The 18,357-nt window shown below is 55.1% G+C and carries 16 protein-coding genes; all 16 read left to right on the top strand.

Annotated elements, in window-relative coordinates:
- Positions 1–104: 104 nt before the first annotated feature.
- The 16 genes from IM282_RS11575 (at position 105) to IM282_RS11500 (ending at position 18,315) form a co-directional block, all read left to right on the top strand.
- The gene (locus tag IM282_RS11575) at positions 105–587 is read left to right on the top strand and encodes a type VI secretion system tube protein Hcp (RefSeq protein ID WP_014884229.1); all 483 of its coding nucleotides are present in this window, start codon (positions 105–107) and stop codon (positions 585–587) included.
- 600 nt (positions 588–1,187) lie between these two features.
- Positions 1,188–2,204, top strand: a complete 1,017-nt coding sequence (locus IM282_RS11570) for a hypothetical protein (RefSeq protein ID WP_192970418.1) — start codon at positions 1,188–1,190, stop codon at positions 2,202–2,204.
- A 561-nt stretch (positions 2,205–2,765) separates the two neighbouring features.
- Complete coding sequence (locus IM282_RS21885) at positions 2,766–3,020, top strand: hypothetical protein (RefSeq protein WP_072202182.1); 255 nt, start codon at positions 2,766–2,768, stop codon at positions 3,018–3,020.
- A 90-nt stretch (positions 3,021–3,110) separates the two neighbouring features.
- The gene (locus tag IM282_RS11560) at positions 3,111–3,509 is read left to right on the top strand and encodes a hypothetical protein (protein WP_126292142.1); all 399 of its coding nucleotides are present in this window, start codon (positions 3,111–3,113) and stop codon (positions 3,507–3,509) included.
- 110 nt (positions 3,510–3,619) lie between these two features.
- Positions 3,620–5,395, top strand: coding sequence for a type VI secretion system-associated FHA domain protein TagH (tagH, locus tag IM282_RS11555; protein ID WP_108367069.1), 1,776 nt, complete (start codon positions 3,620–3,622; stop codon positions 5,393–5,395).
- Positions 5,392–6,189, top strand: coding sequence for a PP2C family serine/threonine-protein phosphatase (locus IM282_RS11550; RefSeq protein WP_022648406.1), 798 nt, complete (start codon positions 5,392–5,394; stop codon positions 6,187–6,189). The genes tagH and IM282_RS11550 overlap by 4 nt, the downstream gene beginning before the upstream one ends.
- 16 nt (positions 6,190–6,205) lie before the next feature.
- The gene (locus IM282_RS11545) at positions 6,206–7,192 is read left to right on the top strand and encodes a hypothetical protein (RefSeq protein ID WP_022648405.1); all 987 of its coding nucleotides are present in this window, start codon (positions 6,206–6,208) and stop codon (positions 7,190–7,192) included.
- Between the two features lie 9 nt (positions 7,193–7,201).
- A complete protein-coding gene (locus IM282_RS11540; protein ID WP_192970417.1) occupies positions 7,202–8,014 on the top strand; it encodes a type VI secretion system accessory protein TagJ in 813 nt (270 codons plus the stop codon).
- Positions 8,007–8,570: a type VI secretion system baseplate subunit TssE gene (gene tssE, locus IM282_RS11535; protein ID WP_015570336.1), complete on the top strand. Its 564-nt coding sequence runs from the start codon at positions 8,007–8,009 to the stop codon at positions 8,568–8,570. The genes IM282_RS11540 and tssE overlap by 8 nt, the downstream gene beginning before the upstream one ends.
- Before the next feature lie 2 nt (positions 8,571–8,572).
- Positions 8,573–10,444 carry a type VI secretion system baseplate subunit TssF gene (gene tssF, locus IM282_RS11530; RefSeq protein WP_046619500.1) on the top strand — a complete coding sequence of 624 codons (1,872 nt, stop codon included), beginning with the start codon at positions 8,573–8,575 and terminating at the stop codon, positions 10,442–10,444.
- Entirely contained in the window at positions 10,441–11,484 is a 1,044-nt protein-coding gene (gene tssG / locus IM282_RS11525) for a type VI secretion system baseplate subunit TssG (protein ID WP_023300320.1), read from the top strand. The genes tssF and tssG overlap by 4 nt, the downstream gene beginning before the upstream one ends.
- A gap of 38 nt (positions 11,485–11,522) precedes the next feature.
- A complete protein-coding gene (gene tssH, locus IM282_RS11520; RefSeq protein WP_063138102.1) occupies positions 11,523–14,138 on the top strand; it encodes a type VI secretion system ATPase TssH in 2,616 nt (871 codons plus the stop codon).
- 24 nt (positions 14,139–14,162) lie between these two features.
- On the top strand, positions 14,163–15,596 hold the full coding sequence (locus IM282_RS11515) for a serine/threonine-protein kinase (protein WP_023306450.1): 1,434 nt from the start codon (positions 14,163–14,165) through the stop codon (positions 15,594–15,596).
- Positions 15,597–15,621: 25 nt separating this feature from the next.
- Positions 15,622–17,088 carry a hypothetical protein gene (locus tag IM282_RS11510; RefSeq protein ID WP_023300317.1) on the top strand — a complete coding sequence of 489 codons (1,467 nt, stop codon included), beginning with the start codon at positions 15,622–15,624 and terminating at the stop codon, positions 17,086–17,088.
- A complete protein-coding gene (locus tag IM282_RS11505) occupies positions 17,085–17,846 on the top strand; it encodes an ankyrin repeat domain-containing protein (protein ID WP_023300316.1) in 762 nt (253 codons plus the stop codon). Before IM282_RS11510 ends, IM282_RS11505 begins: the two co-directional genes overlap by 4 nt.
- Positions 17,847–17,898: 52 nt before the next feature.
- Positions 17,899–18,315, top strand: coding sequence for a hypothetical protein (locus tag IM282_RS11500; RefSeq protein WP_226839865.1), 417 nt, complete (start codon positions 17,899–17,901; stop codon positions 18,313–18,315).
- Positions 18,316–18,357: the final 42 nt, after the last annotated feature.

Below are 18,357 nucleotides of genomic sequence, written 5' to 3'. Positions count from 1 at the left end.
GCAGAGGTAAAATATGGACGGTTTTATTCAGCCCCATGCTTTCCTGTTTGCCATATAAGGGCTTTTTCGAAAGCAATATTGTTCATCCACGAAGAGTAGATATTATGGCTATTGATATGTTTCTGAAGGTCGAGGGTGTTACGGGCGAATCTAAAGATTCTAACCACACCGGCTGGACTGATATTACCTCCTTCTCCTGGGGCGCGTCCCAGCCGGGTAATATGAGCGTTGGTGGCGGCGGCGGTGCCGGTAAAGTTAACTTTAACGATCTGCACGTTAACGCTCTGATCGACAAATCCACTACAGCAATCCTGAAACACTGCGCAAGCGGTAAACACCTGACCAAAGTTGAACTGTCCGTCTGCAAAGCGGGTGGTCAGCAGGTTGAATACACCCGCATCACCCTGGAAGACGTTCTCGTGACTTCTGTTCAGTACACCGGTGCAGACAACGGCGATACCGTTGGCGTGACCTATGCATTCCAGGCTGCGAAAGTGAAACAGCAGTACTGGGAGCAGACCACTGCCGGTGGTAAAGGTGCTGAAAGCAGCGCTGGCTGGAACATTAAAGAAAACAAAGAAGCGTAATTGTTCATCCATGACCGGGGAACCTCCCCGGTCATGATGATTGATTCCAAATATGTTGCAGGTGAATGATGATTAGAGAGTTAAACGTAATATCAATCGCATTAGCCTGTAGTGCTTGCATTTCACCACCTGCACAGTATAAGAAACTTTCTGTTACGTTAAAAAAACAAAATCCCTTGTTTTGATATCAGGCTGGATTCAAATTTTATTGGGCCTGTATCAGTTTACGCACCATCTGTAATGAAACGCGTTGGTAATCAATGGAAAACTATTAATTCTCATGACCAACTTCCAGCAATGCATATCTTGATTACAGAGGAGTGTATTCGTCTGAATGAGGTTGACTGGCGCAAAAGTGAGTATGATGTTGTATTGAAGATTGTCAATGAAAAAACTGCTATTCGATATGCTGCACGGTTAATATTAAAGAAAGGTATAAGTTGCGAGTTACTTTTAACGGCAAGTGAATGATATAATTTTCAAACCTCGGTGTTTTCGAGAGTGCATCGGCGTTTGAATGTTTATTTAATTATAAAATAATTAAACAATTCACCACTGCAAACTCTGGACAACTATGTGTGTTGATTAAAGGGTTTAAATATGACACATCGTTCAACCGTTAGCCCGGGCTACTGTGTGGTCCAACATCCTGGAACTTTAGATTATCAAGCTCGATTATTGTTTAATAATGTCAATAGCGAAGCCGCTAGATACTTTATGCAAATAAACAATGACACACCTTGGTTGAAACCAGGGCAGTTACTCATCGTGGCTGACCCAGACAACACGAATCAGTCATCGCAATTGAGTATTCTTTCCAGGGCAAAACAGAAAATTAACCATGCGCTGGCATCATTAAACACATCGGTTGCAGAGTATCTCCACGCTAATTATGACAATATTTCTGCATTGACTTCTTTAGGTGATAAACTAGCTGGGAATGCTGGTGATTTAGGTGAGAAATATTTCAGGCAAATTGAAAATATACTCATTAAAATTGAGAAGACTTATCAGAATCAGTTTATATCCCAAGGTTCTTTAATTGGTCAGCAGTTTTATATGGAAAGAAGGGCGTTATTCACTCAGTTAAAACCTTTATTAAATAACGTAAGCAAACTAACACTTAAGATTCAAACCTACGAAAATCTAAAAAAAGCATTGAACTTATCAAGCCGCTCTATCGTCCATGAATGGAGTACGGTTGGTGTCGGCGCCATCCCTGGATATTCAGATTATATTGTACGCTCTTCTCGCGCGGCTAGTATTATGAAAGCAGGGGGCTGGATCTCATTAGGTTTCTCTTTTTTGAATACTTCTAATGATGTTTATAAAGCCTGTACTGTCGATCGTGAAGATGAATGTGGAAAAGTTGCTGTTACTGAATATAGTAAGTTTGGTGGAGGTACGCTTGGTGCTGCGGGAGGAGCCTGGGCTGCGTCTTTAGGAACTGGCGCTCTTTGCGGTGCAATGGGAATACCTACGATGGGTACTGGTGCCCTTGTGTGTGGAATTGTCGTAGGACTAGGCGCTACTTCTGCGGGAGCCTGGATGGGTACTAAAGGAGGGGCTGAATTGGGTGAAGGGATTAGTAACTTGATTTTTTCTGGGGACGAATAAATGTATGGAGATTTGCGTTTAATATTGCTTTTATTAGTTTTTTTAGGATTGTTTACTTCTTTGTGTTTCTATTTTTATTTTTATCGTAAATATTCACGGGAGCTATCAAAATCATTTCATCTTTTGAGTGATAAGCAATATTTAGATGTAAACGATTATCTTTTTTATGAACAACTTGGTCTTCCCGGATTTGCGCATCGAGTGTTCCTTATGAAAAGGATTTTGGCTGGAAAGGCCACAAAGCAAAATAGAAAAAAAAATCCTCCTCCGGAGGCAGAGGCATTAGTATCATCGATATACGATTTCTCATGGATAAAAATGTTTTACAGGATGACACTTTTTGTTGTCTTTTTAATGCTTCTATTGTTCTTATTGATTGCTACAGGACACTAAAAGCATGTCATCTTTATGCATGGTAAATATAACGTTATAGCTTCTTGTGCTTTTATTTATTAACATTGTAATCATGGGTGTTTACAGTTCTCGGTTTTTTAAAAAACACGAGTCGGATTATAAGCGACTTCTCTCTGAATATCGCCAAAAGGTTATGATATCGACCTGATGGCAAATCATGCATCGTTTTTTGGTTCACTGGTGAATTATCAAAAAATAATCCGGTTTATTCGTCTTCGCAAAGGCGTGAAGATGAAGTTCACCAAGGGCAGGAATGTTAAGGGTGAAGCCTATCAGTTTGTTCAGTCTTTACCGGAAGATCGAATTAGCTGGATGTTAAAACTGCACCGACTTTATATCATTCAGGCAATGCTTTTTACGCTGTGGCTTGTTGTAGGTATTGTTTTTTCAGTAAGCCGTTAAATAGCTTTTGTCAACCTTTTGTTACCAACTATTGTTATCGACTCAATAGTGTCAGCATTTGAATGCTGATTTTATTCAATAGAGAGTAATGTGATTGTTAATAATGCTTTCTCCATTCTTGTATTTTTTCTTTTTGCCTTGTTCTTAATCCTGATGGTTAGTTTTTATATTGATTATCGAAAATACTCAAGTGAAATTTCGGGAATATATAATTCATTAACGCAAGCAGGTTTATTAAGAGAAGGAGATTATCAAGTTTGGGAAGGGTTGGGGTTCTGGGGCTTCGGTTTACGCGTCACAATTTTATCAAGGTTATTACGGGGTAAGAGCGTTAAGTTAACTGACTCTCGAAGGCTTCAGTCTCATACATGTCATGATGTTTTGTCCGGCTTTGAACTATCCTGGGTTTATTCATATGACAAAAAACTTAAATTCACAATGGCTATTTTTATACTGCTTTTAATTTTGACCAGTATTAATGAGATATAATTTTTCATTGTCTTTATGATTGATTTTGTAAGCTTAACCCCCAAACCCCGCCGTTCTCACCCCCGAGAGCGGCAGCGTTTGAGCGCTAATCATACCAGCAGGAATACGCCATGCGATTCACGATTATTTCTACGAAACCCGGTCATCAGCCGCCGCAAAGCAGCTGTGATTTTTATGCCCCGGGCGGCACCATTGGGCGCGGTACGGATAACAATCTGGTGCTGCCGGACAATGACCGCACTATCTCACGTTTGCAGGCCATCGTTCATGTCGACGCCAGCGGCGAATGTCGCGTCACGAACCGTGGCAGCGTCACCCGCGTGGTATTGAATGATATTCCGCTGGAGCGTGGGCGTCAGGTTGAGCTTCAGGATGGGGATATTCTCGGTATTGATGATTATCGCATTGAAGTCAGCGAACTCATTCATGACACCCAGCCCGTAAGCCGCATGGCGGCCAGCATGCAGCAGGCGCGCCCAGCGGCGACACCTGCTCCGGCGGCACAACCGAAACCGGCCAGCGCCGCGCCTCGCGGAAAAGCTGAACCTACGGCCGTGCCGTCTGAAATCTGGGACAGCCTGATGCAGGAGTTCTCCATCTCCGACAGCATCTCCAGCAACCGGGCAAAGCCACAGCCCGCCGCGTCCCACGACCCGTTCTCCCAGCCTGCGGCCCCGGAGCGGAATGCCGAAGACCCGCTGGCGATGTTCAACGATGCCGATCCGTCGCTTGAACGTAAAAACGTTGACCCGGACACGCTGTTTAGCGATGAAGCGTTGTTTAAAAAAGAGAGCATCTTTGACGATGTCACCCCTTCAACGCTGGTACAGCCGGACGAAAGCAAACCTGCCCAGCCAAAGGAAGAGGCGTCGGATGAACTCGATCCGTTAGCCCTGTTTGGCGGGTCGGCGAGCGCGCCTGCCGCGCGTCACGATGACCCTCTCGGCCTGATGGGCGGCGCGCCGTTAACCCATCCGGATGAAATCGTGGCTGATAAGCCGGAGCCAAAGCCTGAAGCGCAAGCCGCACAGGAAGAGGATGCGCTGGCCAGTTCACCGCTGTTCGATCCGGAACCGACTGAACCACAGGACGCGCCGCGCGCGGAAGAAGAGCCCGCGCGTCCCGATTACGCTGGCTTCACCATGCCAACGCCGCAGGCCGTGGCGCGCAGCAACGCGCAGGCGCCGAAAGGCCGCCTGCGTATCGACCCGGTTAAAAACGCTGCATCGTCTGCTGCCTCAGCGCAGACCGGCGAGCGGGGCGAGGTGCTTCAGGGCGAACTGCTGGAGGCGCTGCTGGAGGGCATGGGCCTGAGCGAAATGCAGCCGGTGCCGCAGTTTGACCGGGAAAATATGCGTCAGCTGGGGCAGATCCTGGGCATGTTCTCGCAGGGAACCGTGGCGCTGCTCTCCTCGCGCTCCATCCTCAAGCGTGGGGTGAAGGCCGATATGACCATGGTGCTCGACGATGCCAACAACCCGTTCAAGCTGCTGCCAACCGGTAAAACGGTCCTGATCCAGATGTTCGGCACGCCGATGCCGGGCTTTATGCCGCCGACCAAATCGGTGCGTGATGCGCTGATCGATCTGCAGGCGCACCAGCTGGGGATGATCTCCGGTATCCGCGCCATTATCGCCGCCATGCTGCAATCCTTTAACCCGGAACAGCTGGAAGAGCAGGCGAAACAGAACGGAATGACGTCACGCCTGGCGCTGCCGGGCAGCCGTAAAGCCGCGCTGTGGGATTATTTTGTTCGCAGCTATGGCGAGACGGCGGGCGAGATTGAGGACGACTTCCACACCCTGTTTGGCGAAGCCTTCCTCCATGCCTATGACATGGAGGTCAATCAGTACAAAGACTCACAAAGCGGATCCGAAGAAAAATGAATATCGCAACGGCTTCTCTCTCCCGCCAGGGGACGCGCGCCAGCAACCAGGATCAGACGGGAGAAACCATCGGGGAACGTTCAGCCTGCTTTGTCGTCTGTGACGGCATTGCGGGCCTGCCGGGCGGCGAGGTGGCCGCTGAGCTGGCCCGCAATAGCATTATTTCCCGCTTTGACGGCGACAAGCACCTGAATGCGCAGCATATTCGTGACTACGTCCAAACGGCGAACCGCACCATCCTCAGCGAACAACAGGCCGTGCAGGACTATCGCCGGATGGGCACCACGCTGGTCAGCCTGTTTATCGACAGGGATTACCGTCTGGCCTACTGGGCGCACGCCGGTGACAGCCGCCTGTACCTGTTTCGTCGCGGCTGGCTGTGGCACGTCACCACCGACCACAGCCTGGTGCAGCAGATGAAAGATGCCGGGCATCAGACCGACGATCTCAACAGCAACCTCCTGTATCTGGCGCTGGGTATTGAGAATGGCGGACCGGAAGCGAGCTACAGCGATGTCGTGCAGGTTGAAGACGGTGATGCGTTTTTACTCTGCACCGACGGTTTCTGGCACGGCGTCAGCGAAGAGCAGATGAAACAGTCGCTGCACATGGTCAATACGCCACAAGAGTGGCTGACCTTGATGAACCAAATCATTCAAAAGAATGCTGAACAGGAGGGCAAAGCTCAGGATAACTATACCGCCGTGGCGGTGTGGATGGGCAACCCTCAGGACACCACTTTGCTGCATACGCTCTCTGACGCAGCACAATTTCTTCCCTGCGGAACTGATTAGACACACAAGGATTGATATGAAACTTTGGCTATCGGGTTTGGCTCTTCTGACGGTGGCGACCACCGCACAGGCTGAAAACTTCCGCATCGTGCAGTCTCCTGCGCAGAAGCTGGATATCTGGATCGACAACATTAAAGATAATACGCCGCAAAGCTGGTGTAAGGCGGACGTGGCGCTGCGTATCGTGGCGAACGGCAAGAAAGAGGTTTCGGTGCTGGAAAACTTCGTACCGCGCCTTGGCTCGCTGCTGGAGCATCAGTGTAGCAAACTGAATACCCTGAACTGGACGCTTAACGATCCGGAAGGCACGGCGCTTGCCCGGGGCACAGCGGCTAAAGCGCAGGACTGGGCGCTGGTGGTGAAACAGCAGGAAACGGCGGCGGCAACGACCACCACCTCAGGCGCGCTGCTACCGCCTGACCAGAATCCGGAGACGCACACCGTGGCGGCAGATCGTACGCCATGGCAGGAGTTCACCCTTCAGGACGGTTGCCACCTGCGCACCTTCTGGGAGGGCGGTTCCTCCGCGCCAGCGCTGTTTATTCCCGATTCCGACACCACTCGCTGCGGCAACGGCAGCTGGCTCAGCGGCCACACCGTGGTGACGCAGAATCGTAACGGGACGCAGAAAGCGATTCCGGTCACCTACATTCACGGCTTCCCGGTGATGGGACTGAACAACGCGGTCGATCCTGAAAAGGCGCTGATCACCTCCGTCAACAAAGAGCGCATGGTCTTCAGCACCCCGAACAGCGATCAGAGCTGGATGATCCTGCCGTACGACAGCACCCTGAACGGCTGGAAGAGCAACGGCACGGTGGCGGTGGAAATCACCCGTGAGATCGCCAGCGACGACGCCAGACTCCAGGCGCGTATCGCAGAGGTGAAGAAGATCTGGAGCGCATGGATTACACCGGGCGCGGAGCTGAACGTTGTTCTGATTGACACGCTGCGTCCGCAGCTACGCGATCCGGCTGTGGGCGCCTGGCGCGCGGCGAATTAAGGAGGGGCTATGAATACGCTTTATCAACGTCTGGCGGGTGAGTCGATTAGCGACGCGCTGCTTCGCCTGGAAGCCGAAATCAAAGCTCGTCCGGCGGATGCCGATCTGCGCGCTGCGTTTGTGCAGTTTCTGATCCTCAGCGGCAACTGGGCGCGCGCCCTGACCCAGCTGAAAAGCTGGCTGGCGCTGAAGCCGCAGGCAAAACCAACCGTGACGCTGCTGGAGCAGGCCATTCAGGGTGAACAGCAGCGGGCGCGCGTGTTCGCGGGAGAGGTACGACCGGCAATGCCCGAGGCGCAGTGGCCGTGGCTGACCACGTTAGCCCAGGCGCTGACCGAAAGCGCAGGGCATGCGCAAACGCTGCGCCTGGCGGCACTCGAACAGGCCCCGGCAAGCCGCGGGCAGGTCACGCTGGAGAATGAAGAGAGCCACACCTTTGAATGGCTGATGGACGGCGATGCCCGTCTGGGGCCGGTGTGTGAAACCCTGGTCAACGGCCGCTATTTCTGGGTGCCGTTCTGCGCCATCGACATGATCCGTTTTCAGGCTCCGGACAGCGTGACCGATCTGGTGTGGCGTCATGCGCTGGTCCGCCTCACGGACGGCACCGAGCAGGTGTGTCAGATCCCGGCGCGTTATCCGTTTGCTGACGGAGCGCCAGACAGCGTTAAGCTGGGGCGCACCACCGAGTGGCTTCCACTCGACGATGACGGCACCCTGTATGAAGGCATGGGGCAGAAAGCCTGGCTGAGCGAGCTAAGCGAAAGCCCGCTGCTCACCCTGAGCCTGGTGACGTTCGTCGCGGATGGCGCGGATGAGTAATCCCGCTGGCGAAGGCGATCTGCTGCGCAGCGGCTGGCAGGCCCGCAGCAGACAGGAGAAAGTGGGGGCGCGCGACAAAATGCAGCCGTCACTGCTGGATCGCCTGACGGATAACGATCCGGAAAAAAAACGCGAGTCCGCCAACAGTAATCTGATTACCCACGCCGCGCTGCGTCGTAACGTCCTGCGGGATTTACAGTGGTTGTTTAACACCATTAACCACGATGCCTCCAGCGATCTGAGTGGTCTGACGCAGGTGAGCCGTTCTGTCGTTAACTTTGGCGTCGCGCCGCTGGCGGGGAAAAGAATGTCCGATATCGAATGGCACGACATTCAGCGCAAGCTCACCGAAGCGATTATTAACTTTGAACCGCGGATCCTGCCGCAGGGGCTTCAGGTTCGCTGCGTGTCCGATACCTCCTCATTAGATCTGCACAACGTGCTGTCTATCGAAATCAAAGGCCGCCTGTGGTGCGTACCGTATCCGCTGGAGTTTCTCTTTCGCACCGACGTCGATCTTGAGAACGGCCATTTTGAACTGAAGGATGCGGGGTAATTATGGAAAGCAAACTGCTCGAATATTACAACCGTGAACTGGCCTATCTGCGCGAGATGGGCGCGGAGTTCGCCGAACGCTACCCAAAAGTGGCGGGGCGGCTCGGCATGCGCGGCATCGAAGTGGCGGATCCGTACATAGAGCGCCTGATGGAAGGTTTCGCCTTCCTGACCTCCCGCGTGCAGATGAAAATGGACGCCGAATTTCCACGCTTTTCACAGCGTATGCTGGAGATGATTGCGCCAAATTACCTGGCGCCTACGCCGTCGATGGCGATCGCTGAGATTCAGCCCGACAGCAGCCGGGGCGACCTGAGCAAAGGCTTTATTGTGCCGCGCGGCACCATGATGGACAGCCTGGCGCTGAAAAAAACCGGCGTTACGTGCAGCTATACCACGGCGCACGAGGTCAACCTGCTGCCGTTAAAAATTGAGCGGATCGAGCTGGGCGGCGTTCCCGCCGATCTGCCGCTGGCCCAGCTCGGCCTGAGCCAGCGGGGGATCAGCAGCGCCTTACGGATCCGCATTGCCTGCGATGGCCCGCAGCATCTTGGGCACCTGGATTTTGACCGCCTGGAGTTCTTCTTAAGCGGCCCGGACATCGAGGCGCTGAAGCTGCTGGAGCTGGTGATGGAGCACCACGCGGGTATTGTCTGCCAGACGGTCAGCAAGCAGCCCCAGCGCCAGCTGCTGTCGTCTGACGCCCTGGGTCAGGAAGGCTTTGATGCGGATCAGGCGCTGCTCCCGGACGATCTGCGTAACTTCGACGGCTATCGCCTGTTGCAGGAGTACTTTGCGTTCCCGGCGCGTTTTCGCTTCATCAGCCTGAGCGGGCTGGGCAAGCTGATCCAGCGCTGCGAAGACGAAAAAGCGTTTGATATCTTCATTCTGCTCGACAAGAGCGACGATCAGCTGGAGCGCGTGGTGGATGCCAGCCACATGGCGCTGCACTGTACGCCGGTGATCAACCTGTTCCCGAAAGTGGCGGCCCGGCAGAAGCTGAGCGAAAGCCAGCATGAATACCATCTGGTGGTGGATAACATCCGCCCGCTGGATTATGAAATTTATGCTGTGAAAAAAATCTATGCCAGCGCGGATGGTCAGCGGGACGACCAGACGTTTCGTCCGTTCTGGAGTACCTGGAGCGGAGACGCGGGCAACTACGGCGCCTATTTTTCCCTGCGCCGTGAACAGCGCGTCCTCTCTGAACACGCGCTGCGCTACGGCACCCGCACGGGCTATATCGGCTCGGAGGTCTTCGTCTCGCTGGTGGATGCGCAGCACGCGCCGTGGCAGGAGAATTTGCGCTACATTTCCGCCGAGGTGCTGTGTACCAGCCGCGACCTGCCGCTGATGCTCCAGCAGGAGCTTGGGCAGTTTATTATGGCAGACTCCATGCCGGTGAAGGCGTTAACCCTGCGTAAAGGCCCGACGCCGCCGCGTCCGGCGCTGGCGGAAGGGTTTAGTACCTGGCGGCTCATCAGCCAGCTGCAAATGAACTACCTCAGCCTGATGGACAGCGAAAACGAAGAGGGCGCTGCCGCGCTGCGTCAGCTGTTAGGGCTGTACGCTAACCTCGCCGAGACGCCGGTTGCCCGTCAGGTGGATGGCGTTCGTCACTGCGTGCTGGAGCCGGTGCACCGCCGCGTGCCGGAACCCGGCCCGGTGGTGTTCGCCCGCGGGATCGGCATCACCCTGACGGTGGACGAACGCGCCTTTTCCGGTGCCAGCCCGTGGCTTTTCGGCAGCGTGCTGGAACGCCTTTTTGCCCGCCTGGTCTCCATCAACAGCTTTACGGAGTTCACGCTCAAGAGCCAGCAGCGCGGCGAAATCGGCTACTGGGCGCCGCGCATGGGTAAAAGGGCGCTGGTATGAGTGAAGTTGCCCCTGCAACGCTGCGCGTGCATCGCCTGACGCCGCTGCCCGATGCGTTCTGGCGCGGAGTGCGCGAGACGCCGTGGCGCTACGATCTGTTTCAGCTGTTAAGACGCATTGATGCCCAGGGCGGTGAACGTTACCCGCTGGGGCGCGCGCCGCTGCCTAAATTTGAGCCGCTGCGTATTGGTCAGCAGCCTTCAATGGGGTTTGCGCCGTCAACGGTTGCCGAGGTCCGGCAGCGGGAAGAGAACGGACTGCATGAGGTTTCCATTCTGAGCTTCGGCCTGTTTGGTCCTAACGGCCCGCTGCCGGTGCACATGACCGAGTATGCCCGCGAGCGTATTCATCATCATCAGGATCACAGCCTCAGCGCGTTTGCTGACCTCTTTCACCACCGCCTGACGCTGCTGTTTTACCGCGCCTGGGCGGACGCGCAGCCTGCCGTTTCACTGGATCGCGACGACAACAGGCGCTTCGAAGGGTATCTTGCATCGCTGATTGGCATGGGTCAGCCCGGCCAGATGTCGAAAGGCAGCCTGAGCCCGCATGCCCGCTTTACTCACGCCGGGCACCTGACCCGCCACGGGCGGGACCCGGAAGGGCTGGAGAAGATCCTGCGCAACTATTTCAACATTCCGGTCAGGTTGGTGGCCAATGTACCGCAGTGGATGCCGCTCTCAACGCGGGAGCAGGCACAGCTGGGTGAGGGGCGTCGCCTGCCGCGCATGGGGGAGTCCGCTTTTCTTGGCATTGCGGTACGCGACGTGCAGCATAAATTTCGTCTTGAGATTGGCCCGTTGAGCGCAGACGAATACAACCGTTTTCTGCCGGGCGAAGGGTGGGTCACCGAGCTACGCGACTGGGTGCGACAGTACGCCGGGGTGGAATTTGAATGGGAAACACGGGTGATCCTGCGCGCCGATGCGGTGCAGGGCGCCACGCTCGGCAGCGCCGGGCGATTAGGGTACAACACCTGGCTGGGCCTTCAGCCTCAGCCTGTTCCGCGTGGCGATCTGGTGTATCGCGCAGAGCGATAATCCTTCCGTATACCGAATCATTGTTAATGGAAACTAACATGTCAGAAATTAGCCGTGCCGTGCTTTTCGGCAAACTGGATACGCTGTTATTTACCTCTCTGGAAAGCGCGACTGCCTTCTGTAAGCTGCGCGGCAACCCGTACGTTGAGCTGGTGCACTGGCTGCATCAGCTGATGCAGCAGCAGGATGGCGATCTGCAACAGGTCATCCGTCACTTCGCCCTTGATGAACAGCAGCTGACGCGCGATATCGTGGCGGCTCTGGATGCTCTGCCGCGTGGCGCGAGTTCCGTCTCTGATCTTTCCGAGCATATCGACAGCGCCGTCGAGCGCGCCTGGGTCTACGGCTCGCTGAAGTTTGGCGTCAGCCGCATCCGCGGCGGCCATTTGTTGATCGGCATACTGAAAACGTGGAATCTGGCTAACGTGCTGAAAAGTATTTCGGCGCAGTTCACCCGTCTTAACGTCGAGGTGCTGATCGAGCAGTTCGACGCTATTTGCGCCAGCAGCAAAGAGAGCCAGCAGGCCGCCGCCGCTGCGGACGCAGCTGCCGGGGCAGTACCGGCTGCGCAGGGCACGCTGGCGCAGTATGGTCAGGATCTGACGGCGCGCGCCCGGGATGGGAAAATTGACCCGGTGGTGGGGCGCGATGAAGAGATCCGCCAGATGGTCGATATTCTGATGCGTCGTCGCCAGAACAACCCCCTGCTGACCGGGGAAGCTGGCGTCGGGAAAACGGCAGTGGTGGAAGGGCTGGCGCTGCGTATCGCTGACGGCGACGTGCCTGAGCCGCTGCAAAACGTTCAGCTGTGGCTGCTGGATATCGGCATGCTTCAGGCCGGAGCGGGCATGAAAGGGGAATTTGAGGCGCGCCTCCAGGCGCTGATTAACGAGGTGCAGTCCAGCGCCACGCCGATTATTCTGTTTATCGATGAGATCCACACCCTAATTGGCGCTGGCGGCCAGCAGGGCACCGGCGATGCCGCTAACCTGCTCAAGCCTGCCCTGGCGCGTGGGCAACTGCGCACCATCGGCGCGACCACCTGGGCGGAATACAAAAAATACATTGAGAAAGATCCGGCGCTGACCCGCCGTTTCCAGACCGTACAGGTTCACGAGCCGGATGAAGCGAAAGCTGTATTGATGCTGCGCAGCACCGTGTCGCCGCTGGAAACTCATCATCAGGTTTTACTCCTCGACGAAGCGGTCAGCGCGGCGGTGAAACTGTCGCATCGCTATATTCCTGCGCGTCAGCTGCCGGATAAAGCGGTGGCGCTGCTGGATACCGCCTGCGCGCGCGTGGCCGTCAGCCAGAGCGCGCCGCCTGCCCAGCTGGAAGACTGCCTGCGTCATCTGGCGGCCCTGGACGTGGAGCTGGAGATTGCCGAACGTGAAGCGCGCGTGGGGGCGGGCGATCCGGCGCGCGTGGCGACATTAAGCGCCGAACGTGACGCGTTCGAAACCCAACGCGAGGCCCTGGCTCGTCGCTGGGAAGAAGAGCGCACGCGGGTGCAGGAAATTATCCGTCTGCGTGCCGCACTGTTTGCGGCGAGTGATGAGGATACGGCTGAACTGCGCGGCCAGCTGACAGAACAGCAGCAGGCGCTGAAGACCTTACAGGGTGACGAACCGCTGCTGTTTGCCGCGGTCGATGAAAACGTGGTGGCTGCGGTGGTTTCGGACTGGACCGGGATCCCGCTGGGCCGGATGGTGAAAAATGAGATCGACGCGGTGCTGAACCTGGCTGATACGCTGAACCAGCGGGTTATTGGTCAGCGTCACGGTCTGGATCTGATTGCCCGTCGGGTAAAAACCTCGCGGGCGAAGCTTGACGATCCGAACAAACCGGTCGGCGTATTTATGCTCTGCGGGCCGTCCGGCGTGGGCAAAACCGAAACCGCGCTGGCGCTGGCGGAGTCGCTTTACGGCGGCGAGCAGAACGTCATTACCATCAACATGAGTGAATTCCAGGAAGCGCACACCGTTTCGACGTTAAAAGGTGCGCCTCCGGGCTATGTGGGCTATGGTGAAGGCGGCGTCTTAACCGAGGCCGTGCGCCGCCGTCCCTACAGCGTGGTGCTGCTGGACGAAATTGAAAAAGCGCACCCGGACGTGCACGAGATCTTCTTCCAGGTCTTCGACAAGGGCTGGATGGAGGACGGCGAAGGGCGTCACATTGATTTCCGTAACACCATTATTATTCTGACCTCTAATGTCGGTACCGAGCTGATCGCAGCCATGTGTGCCGACCCGGAACTGATGCCGGATCCTGACGCGTTAAGCGGCGCCCTGCGCCAGCCGCTGCTGGAGGTGTTCCCACCTGCGCTGCTGGGCCGCCTGCTGGTGGTGCCGTATTACCCTCTGAGCGACGAGATGCTGGGGCAGATTGTGCGTCTTCAGCTCAGGCGCATTCAGCGTCGTCTGGAAGAGAATCACAATATTATTTCTGAATTTGACGACAGCGTGGTCGAACAGATTGTTCAGCGCTGTACCGAGGTTGAGTCGGGCGGGCGTATGGTGGATGCGATTCTGACCAATACGTTGCTGCCTCAGATGAGCCAGATTTTACTTACCGCCAGCCGCAGCGACGAGCAATACCGACGTCTGCATGTCACCTGCGAGCAGGGCGAGTTCCACTGTCAGTTTGCCGCGTAATAATCATCAAGAGAACTGTAAAAGATGACGGATAATGATAACAATCGGACTGTCCCAAACGCGCTCCCGGTCGGGTACCGTTTCAATGAGTTTGAGATAAAAGAGGTGATTGGCGGCGGCGGATTCGGCATCGTCTATCGCGCCTGGGATCACCAGCTCGAACGCACTATCGCTATTAAAGAGTTTATGCCTTCCTCCCTCGCCGTGCGCGGCGAGGATATGACGCTGGTGCTGCGCAGCGAGCGCTTCGGCAAAGCGTTTTCTGCCGGTCTGAACAGCTTCATTCAGGAAGCCCGCCTGCTGGCGCGCTTTAACCACCCGAACCTGCTGCACGTGCTGCGCTTCTGGGTGCAAAACGACACGGCCTATATGGGGACGCTGTTTTACAGCGGCACCACGCTGTCGCGTCTGCGCGAAGAGAAACCGGAGCTGATTAACGAGGCGTGGATCCGCCGCATGCTGCCAATGCTCTTCGGCGCCATCAAAACGATCCACGATGAGGGCTACCTGCACCGCGACATCTCGCTGGATAACATTCAGATTCAGGATAACGGCCTGCCGGTGCTGCTTGATTTCGGATCGGCGCGCCGCACCATCGGTAATCTCTCGGATGAGACGGAAACCATGCTGCGTCCGGGGTTCGCGCCTATCGAGCAGTATACCGACGACAATGAAAGCGAGCAGGGGCCGTGGACGGATATCTACGCGCTCGGCGCCGTATTGCGCACCCTCATCGTCGGCTCTCCGCCACCGGTCAGCGTGGTGCGTTCGATTCAGGACACCTGCAAACCACTGGTGGAGCTGATGCCGCAGGGGTATTCCATTCCGCTGCTTCAGGCCATCGACAAGGCGCTGGCGCTGCATATGGAAGACCGTCCGCAATCTATCGAGGAGTTCGCGGCGCTGATCGAGATGCCCGTCGCCGGTATCGACGAGGTGCTGACCGCGAAGAAGACCGGCACGATGCTGGTGCCGGTGGAAGAGGAGACATCTGCTTCCGCGCTGGACTGGCGACGTTACAAGCTTCCGGGGCTGGTGGCCGCGGGCGTGCTGGTTGGGGTGGTTGCCGGTGCGATGCTGTTCGGCGGCGGCAGCCAGGAAACGCCAGCGCAGACGGCGCAAACCCCTGCCGTGAGCCCTCCGGCTGAAACCTCCGCCGCAGCGGAAACCAGACCAGCAACGGCCGACGTGAGCGAGCCGGTAGCGCCACCTGCTACGGCGCAGCAGAGTGCGTCGCCTGTCGACGCCAGCCCGGTCGCGCTGGTCTATATCCGCATGCTTGATGGCGAGACGCTGAAGGTGAACGGCGAGCCGAAAGCGCTGCGTCCGGGGAATAACGGTTACGCATCGCTGAAACTGCCTGCAGGCGAGACCCGCATTGAACTGGAAGGCAATGGAAGAACGCGTACCCAGACGCTGGATATTGCGAAGCCAGGCACCTGGCTGGTGAATCCGTAAGCCTGCGGGTAACAGGACGGAGCGAATGTATAACATCAAGTTTGTCTATCTGTTCCACGAGAACGTCTCGCCAGCGCTGTTTGCGAAAATAATCCGCCCGTCCGTTGCCGGACAGTGGATTATGTCGGTTCCTGACCATTCGCTGCGCTCGCTCTTCACGCGCTACGATCTGCTGCGCACGATCACCGGTGCGAATCCTTATCAGTCCGGGCGCGATACCCGCACGCTGATCGCGCAGGATTTAGAGATGGGCAGAGTGGTTGCCATTGACGAAAGTTTTCGTGACTGGTCATCAGTAACGGAAATTTTTTATATCAACGCCAAAGGGCAACTCCAGGCTGCCTCGCTGGTCGGCCTGGGCTGGTATCCGGTGAGTACGATTGTTGACCGCTACGAAACCATGGTGAGAACGTACGGATCTCGCCCTGCGCCAACGGTACTGCCAAAACAGGTAGTGAAATCTAAAACGGCACAAGTGCCGGATGAACCTACTCCCGGCAAGGACGGTAAAACCTATGCCGGGCAGCTTCAGAAGATGACCAAAGCAGAACGCTGGCAGGCGCGTAAGGATCTGATTGCGAAGGGGAGCAATAGCCTTTATCCGGATGCCCAGATCGCCGCGAAACGTCTGGCAGCGAATAATATCGCGGTGGAAAAAGCGAAGCTTGCGGAAAATATTTATAAGACCGTGAACCCGCTCGAAACCACACCGGACGTGCCGGAGGGATGGACAGATATCAGTAATGACGATGCGCTGTTAGGAAAGTTCGGGCTGAACAAATCCATGCTCTTTGACGATGATACGTCCCCCAATTTTCTGGCGCGCGTCTATCAACCGAAGCCGGAAGTGTTTGGTGCAGATATGAACCCCACGCTGGTATTCAGGGGATCGCGCGAGCCTGGTTTCGCCTCTCTGTCTGAGAATGTCTCCTCTCTACTGACCAAAGGGGAACTGGCGCCGGTGGTAAACGGGGCTGACTGGTCGAATAACTTCTCACAGGGCATGGGTATGGCTTCAGATTATTATAAAAAGGCCGTGAGTATCGGTAAGGAGCTGGCAAGGTCAGGGCAGAATATTGATATTGCCGGTCATTCCCTTGGCGGTGGTCTCGCCTCTGCAACCTCTATGGGCAGCGGGAAAGCGGGGTGGACGTTTAACGCCGCCGGCCTCAATGCCGGAACCGTAGAAAAATACGGCGGTAAGATATTAGGCAGTACGGATAATATCCAGGCGTATCGGGTTGAAGGTGAACTGCTGACGAAGATTCAGGAAGTTAACCCCTGGGAAGATCTGAAAACGATGAAAGGGCATGTCCCTTCGTGGATCCTCAAAGAGGAAATCTCTGCGCTGAGCCCTAATGCTGCCGGAATACCCCATGATCTTCCCGGTGGAACCGGAAGCGCGCTGGACCGCCACGGAATTAATCAAGCGATTGATTGCATAGAGCAACAGAAGGATGAGGATATTTCGATAATCGGGAGTCGATTGTGAAAAAAGGGTTGATGGCTTTTGTCGCGTTATGTTTTTTATTCATGATTCAGGGGTGTAAGCAGGATATGGACCTTAATCCACAGGACTACTTCAGCGGCCAGCAGCTTGAACTGGCGAAAGCGATTGAGGAAGGCGACGTCGATGCGGTGAAGACGCTTGCGCCAGACAGCGACCTTAATCAACCAGGAAAGCAGGATATGACCCTGCTTTTCTGGGCCCTTGGCAACGCAATTAATGATAAAAAAACGTCGAGCCATTTAAAGGTGATTACGTTGCTAGTTAAGGATGGCGCAGATCCGCTCCAGCCTCGACCGCAGGGAAAAAGCAGTCCTGCTGAATTTGCCCTAAAGGGAGACAGTGCGGACTGGATCGACGCGATGTTGGACGGTGGCCTCTCACCCAACGTGAAAGATAAGGTTTTCCACGAACCGATCGTCTTCCAGTCGCTTAAAGCGAAAAATACAGAGACGCTGGAAGCCATGCTCGATCGCGGTGCTGACGTCAACTCAACCAACTCACTGGGTAAAACGCTGGTGTTTGATGCGCTGGATAACCAGGCTTATGATCATGTCTTGTTGCTGCTCGATCGGGGAGCGGATCCGTCAATTAAGGCCAAAAATGGCTGGTCGATGAGCAATGCGCTCGCGGACGCGCTGAATGGACTTGACCGAGGCAGTGAGCAATACGAGAAATTAAACGAAATAAAAGAGAAGCTCATCCAGAAGGGGGGCGAATGGCCACCCGCGCCGGTTAAGTGATTGCTCAACTGTCATGAACGCCAGAGATAAGGTTTTCGTTTTCTGGGGATGCATGGATGCCCTGGCCATTGTGCTCTATTGTGCCCAGTCCGTGCGACATGACAGAATCCCTTTTATTTCCGATATACACGCCTTCAGTACGGTTGTGAACACGCTGTCTGCTGGTGGGTATAGCGCTCTGGTTATTCTTTTCTTTATTCTCGATTTCTTGTTGTTGCTCTCTTTTATTGCCTCAGCATGGTGCTTCTTCGCCCAGAATTTATACGCGAGAAGACTGGCGCTCTACCAGGAAATACTGCGTCTGGTTGGATTTCGCTACTCAGTTTCCCTTTTTCCCCTGGTGTTAAGTTTCACGGGCGTGATGAATGTCTGGCTAAATGGCTTTTTGTTCTTTTTGTCAGAGTTTCTGAAAATCTATTCCCTGTGGATTTATAAATATGAAGGGGAAAGGCCCCCGGTTAAAGAGTAAGACGGCCAACAACCAGAACATTCACGTTTAAAAAAACCTTGC

The sequence above is a fragment of the Enterobacter cloacae complex sp. P29RS genome (genome assembly GCF_014893445.1).
Taxonomy (GTDB): Bacteria; Pseudomonadota; Gammaproteobacteria; order Enterobacterales; family Enterobacteriaceae; genus Enterobacter; species Enterobacter intestinihominis.
This window is presented reverse-complemented; position numbering and strand designations above follow the sequence as displayed.

What these genes read in the sequence shown, in the direction of transcription:
- IM282_RS21885 (WP_072202182.1), top strand. Translation starts at nt 2,766, where the DNA reads ATGGCAAATCATGCATCGTTTTTTGGTTCACTGGTGAATTATCAAAAA.
- IM282_RS11575 (WP_014884229.1), top strand. Translation starts at nt 105, where the DNA reads ATGGCTATTGATATGTTTCTGAAGGTCGAGGGTGTTACGGGCGAATCT.
- IM282_RS11545 (WP_022648405.1), top strand. Translation starts at nt 6,206, where the DNA reads ATGAAACTTTGGCTATCGGGTTTGGCTCTTCTGACGGTGGCGACCACC.
- tssG (WP_023300320.1), top strand. Translation starts at nt 10,441, where the DNA reads ATGAGTGAAGTTGCCCCTGCAACGCTGCGCGTGCATCGCCTGACGCCG.
- tssE (WP_015570336.1), top strand. Translation starts at nt 8,007, where the DNA reads ATGAGTAATCCCGCTGGCGAAGGCGATCTGCTGCGCAGCGGCTGGCAG.
- IM282_RS11500 (WP_226839865.1), top strand. Translation starts at nt 17,899, where the DNA reads ATGGATGCCCTGGCCATTGTGCTCTATTGTGCCCAGTCCGTGCGACAT.
- tssF (WP_046619500.1), top strand. Translation starts at nt 8,573, where the DNA reads ATGGAAAGCAAACTGCTCGAATATTACAACCGTGAACTGGCCTATCTG.
- IM282_RS11540 (WP_192970417.1), top strand. Translation starts at nt 7,202, where the DNA reads ATGAATACGCTTTATCAACGTCTGGCGGGTGAGTCGATTAGCGACGCG.
- IM282_RS11570 (WP_192970418.1), top strand. Translation starts at nt 1,188, where the DNA reads ATGACACATCGTTCAACCGTTAGCCCGGGCTACTGTGTGGTCCAACAT.
- IM282_RS11550 (WP_022648406.1), top strand. Translation starts at nt 5,392, where the DNA reads ATGAATATCGCAACGGCTTCTCTCTCCCGCCAGGGGACGCGCGCCAGC.
- tagH (WP_108367069.1), top strand. Translation starts at nt 3,620, where the DNA reads ATGCGATTCACGATTATTTCTACGAAACCCGGTCATCAGCCGCCGCAA.
- tssH (WP_063138102.1), top strand. Translation starts at nt 11,523, where the DNA reads ATGTCAGAAATTAGCCGTGCCGTGCTTTTCGGCAAACTGGATACGCTG.
- IM282_RS11510 (WP_023300317.1), top strand. Translation starts at nt 15,622, where the DNA reads ATGTATAACATCAAGTTTGTCTATCTGTTCCACGAGAACGTCTCGCCA.
- IM282_RS11515 (WP_023306450.1), top strand. Translation starts at nt 14,163, where the DNA reads ATGACGGATAATGATAACAATCGGACTGTCCCAAACGCGCTCCCGGTC.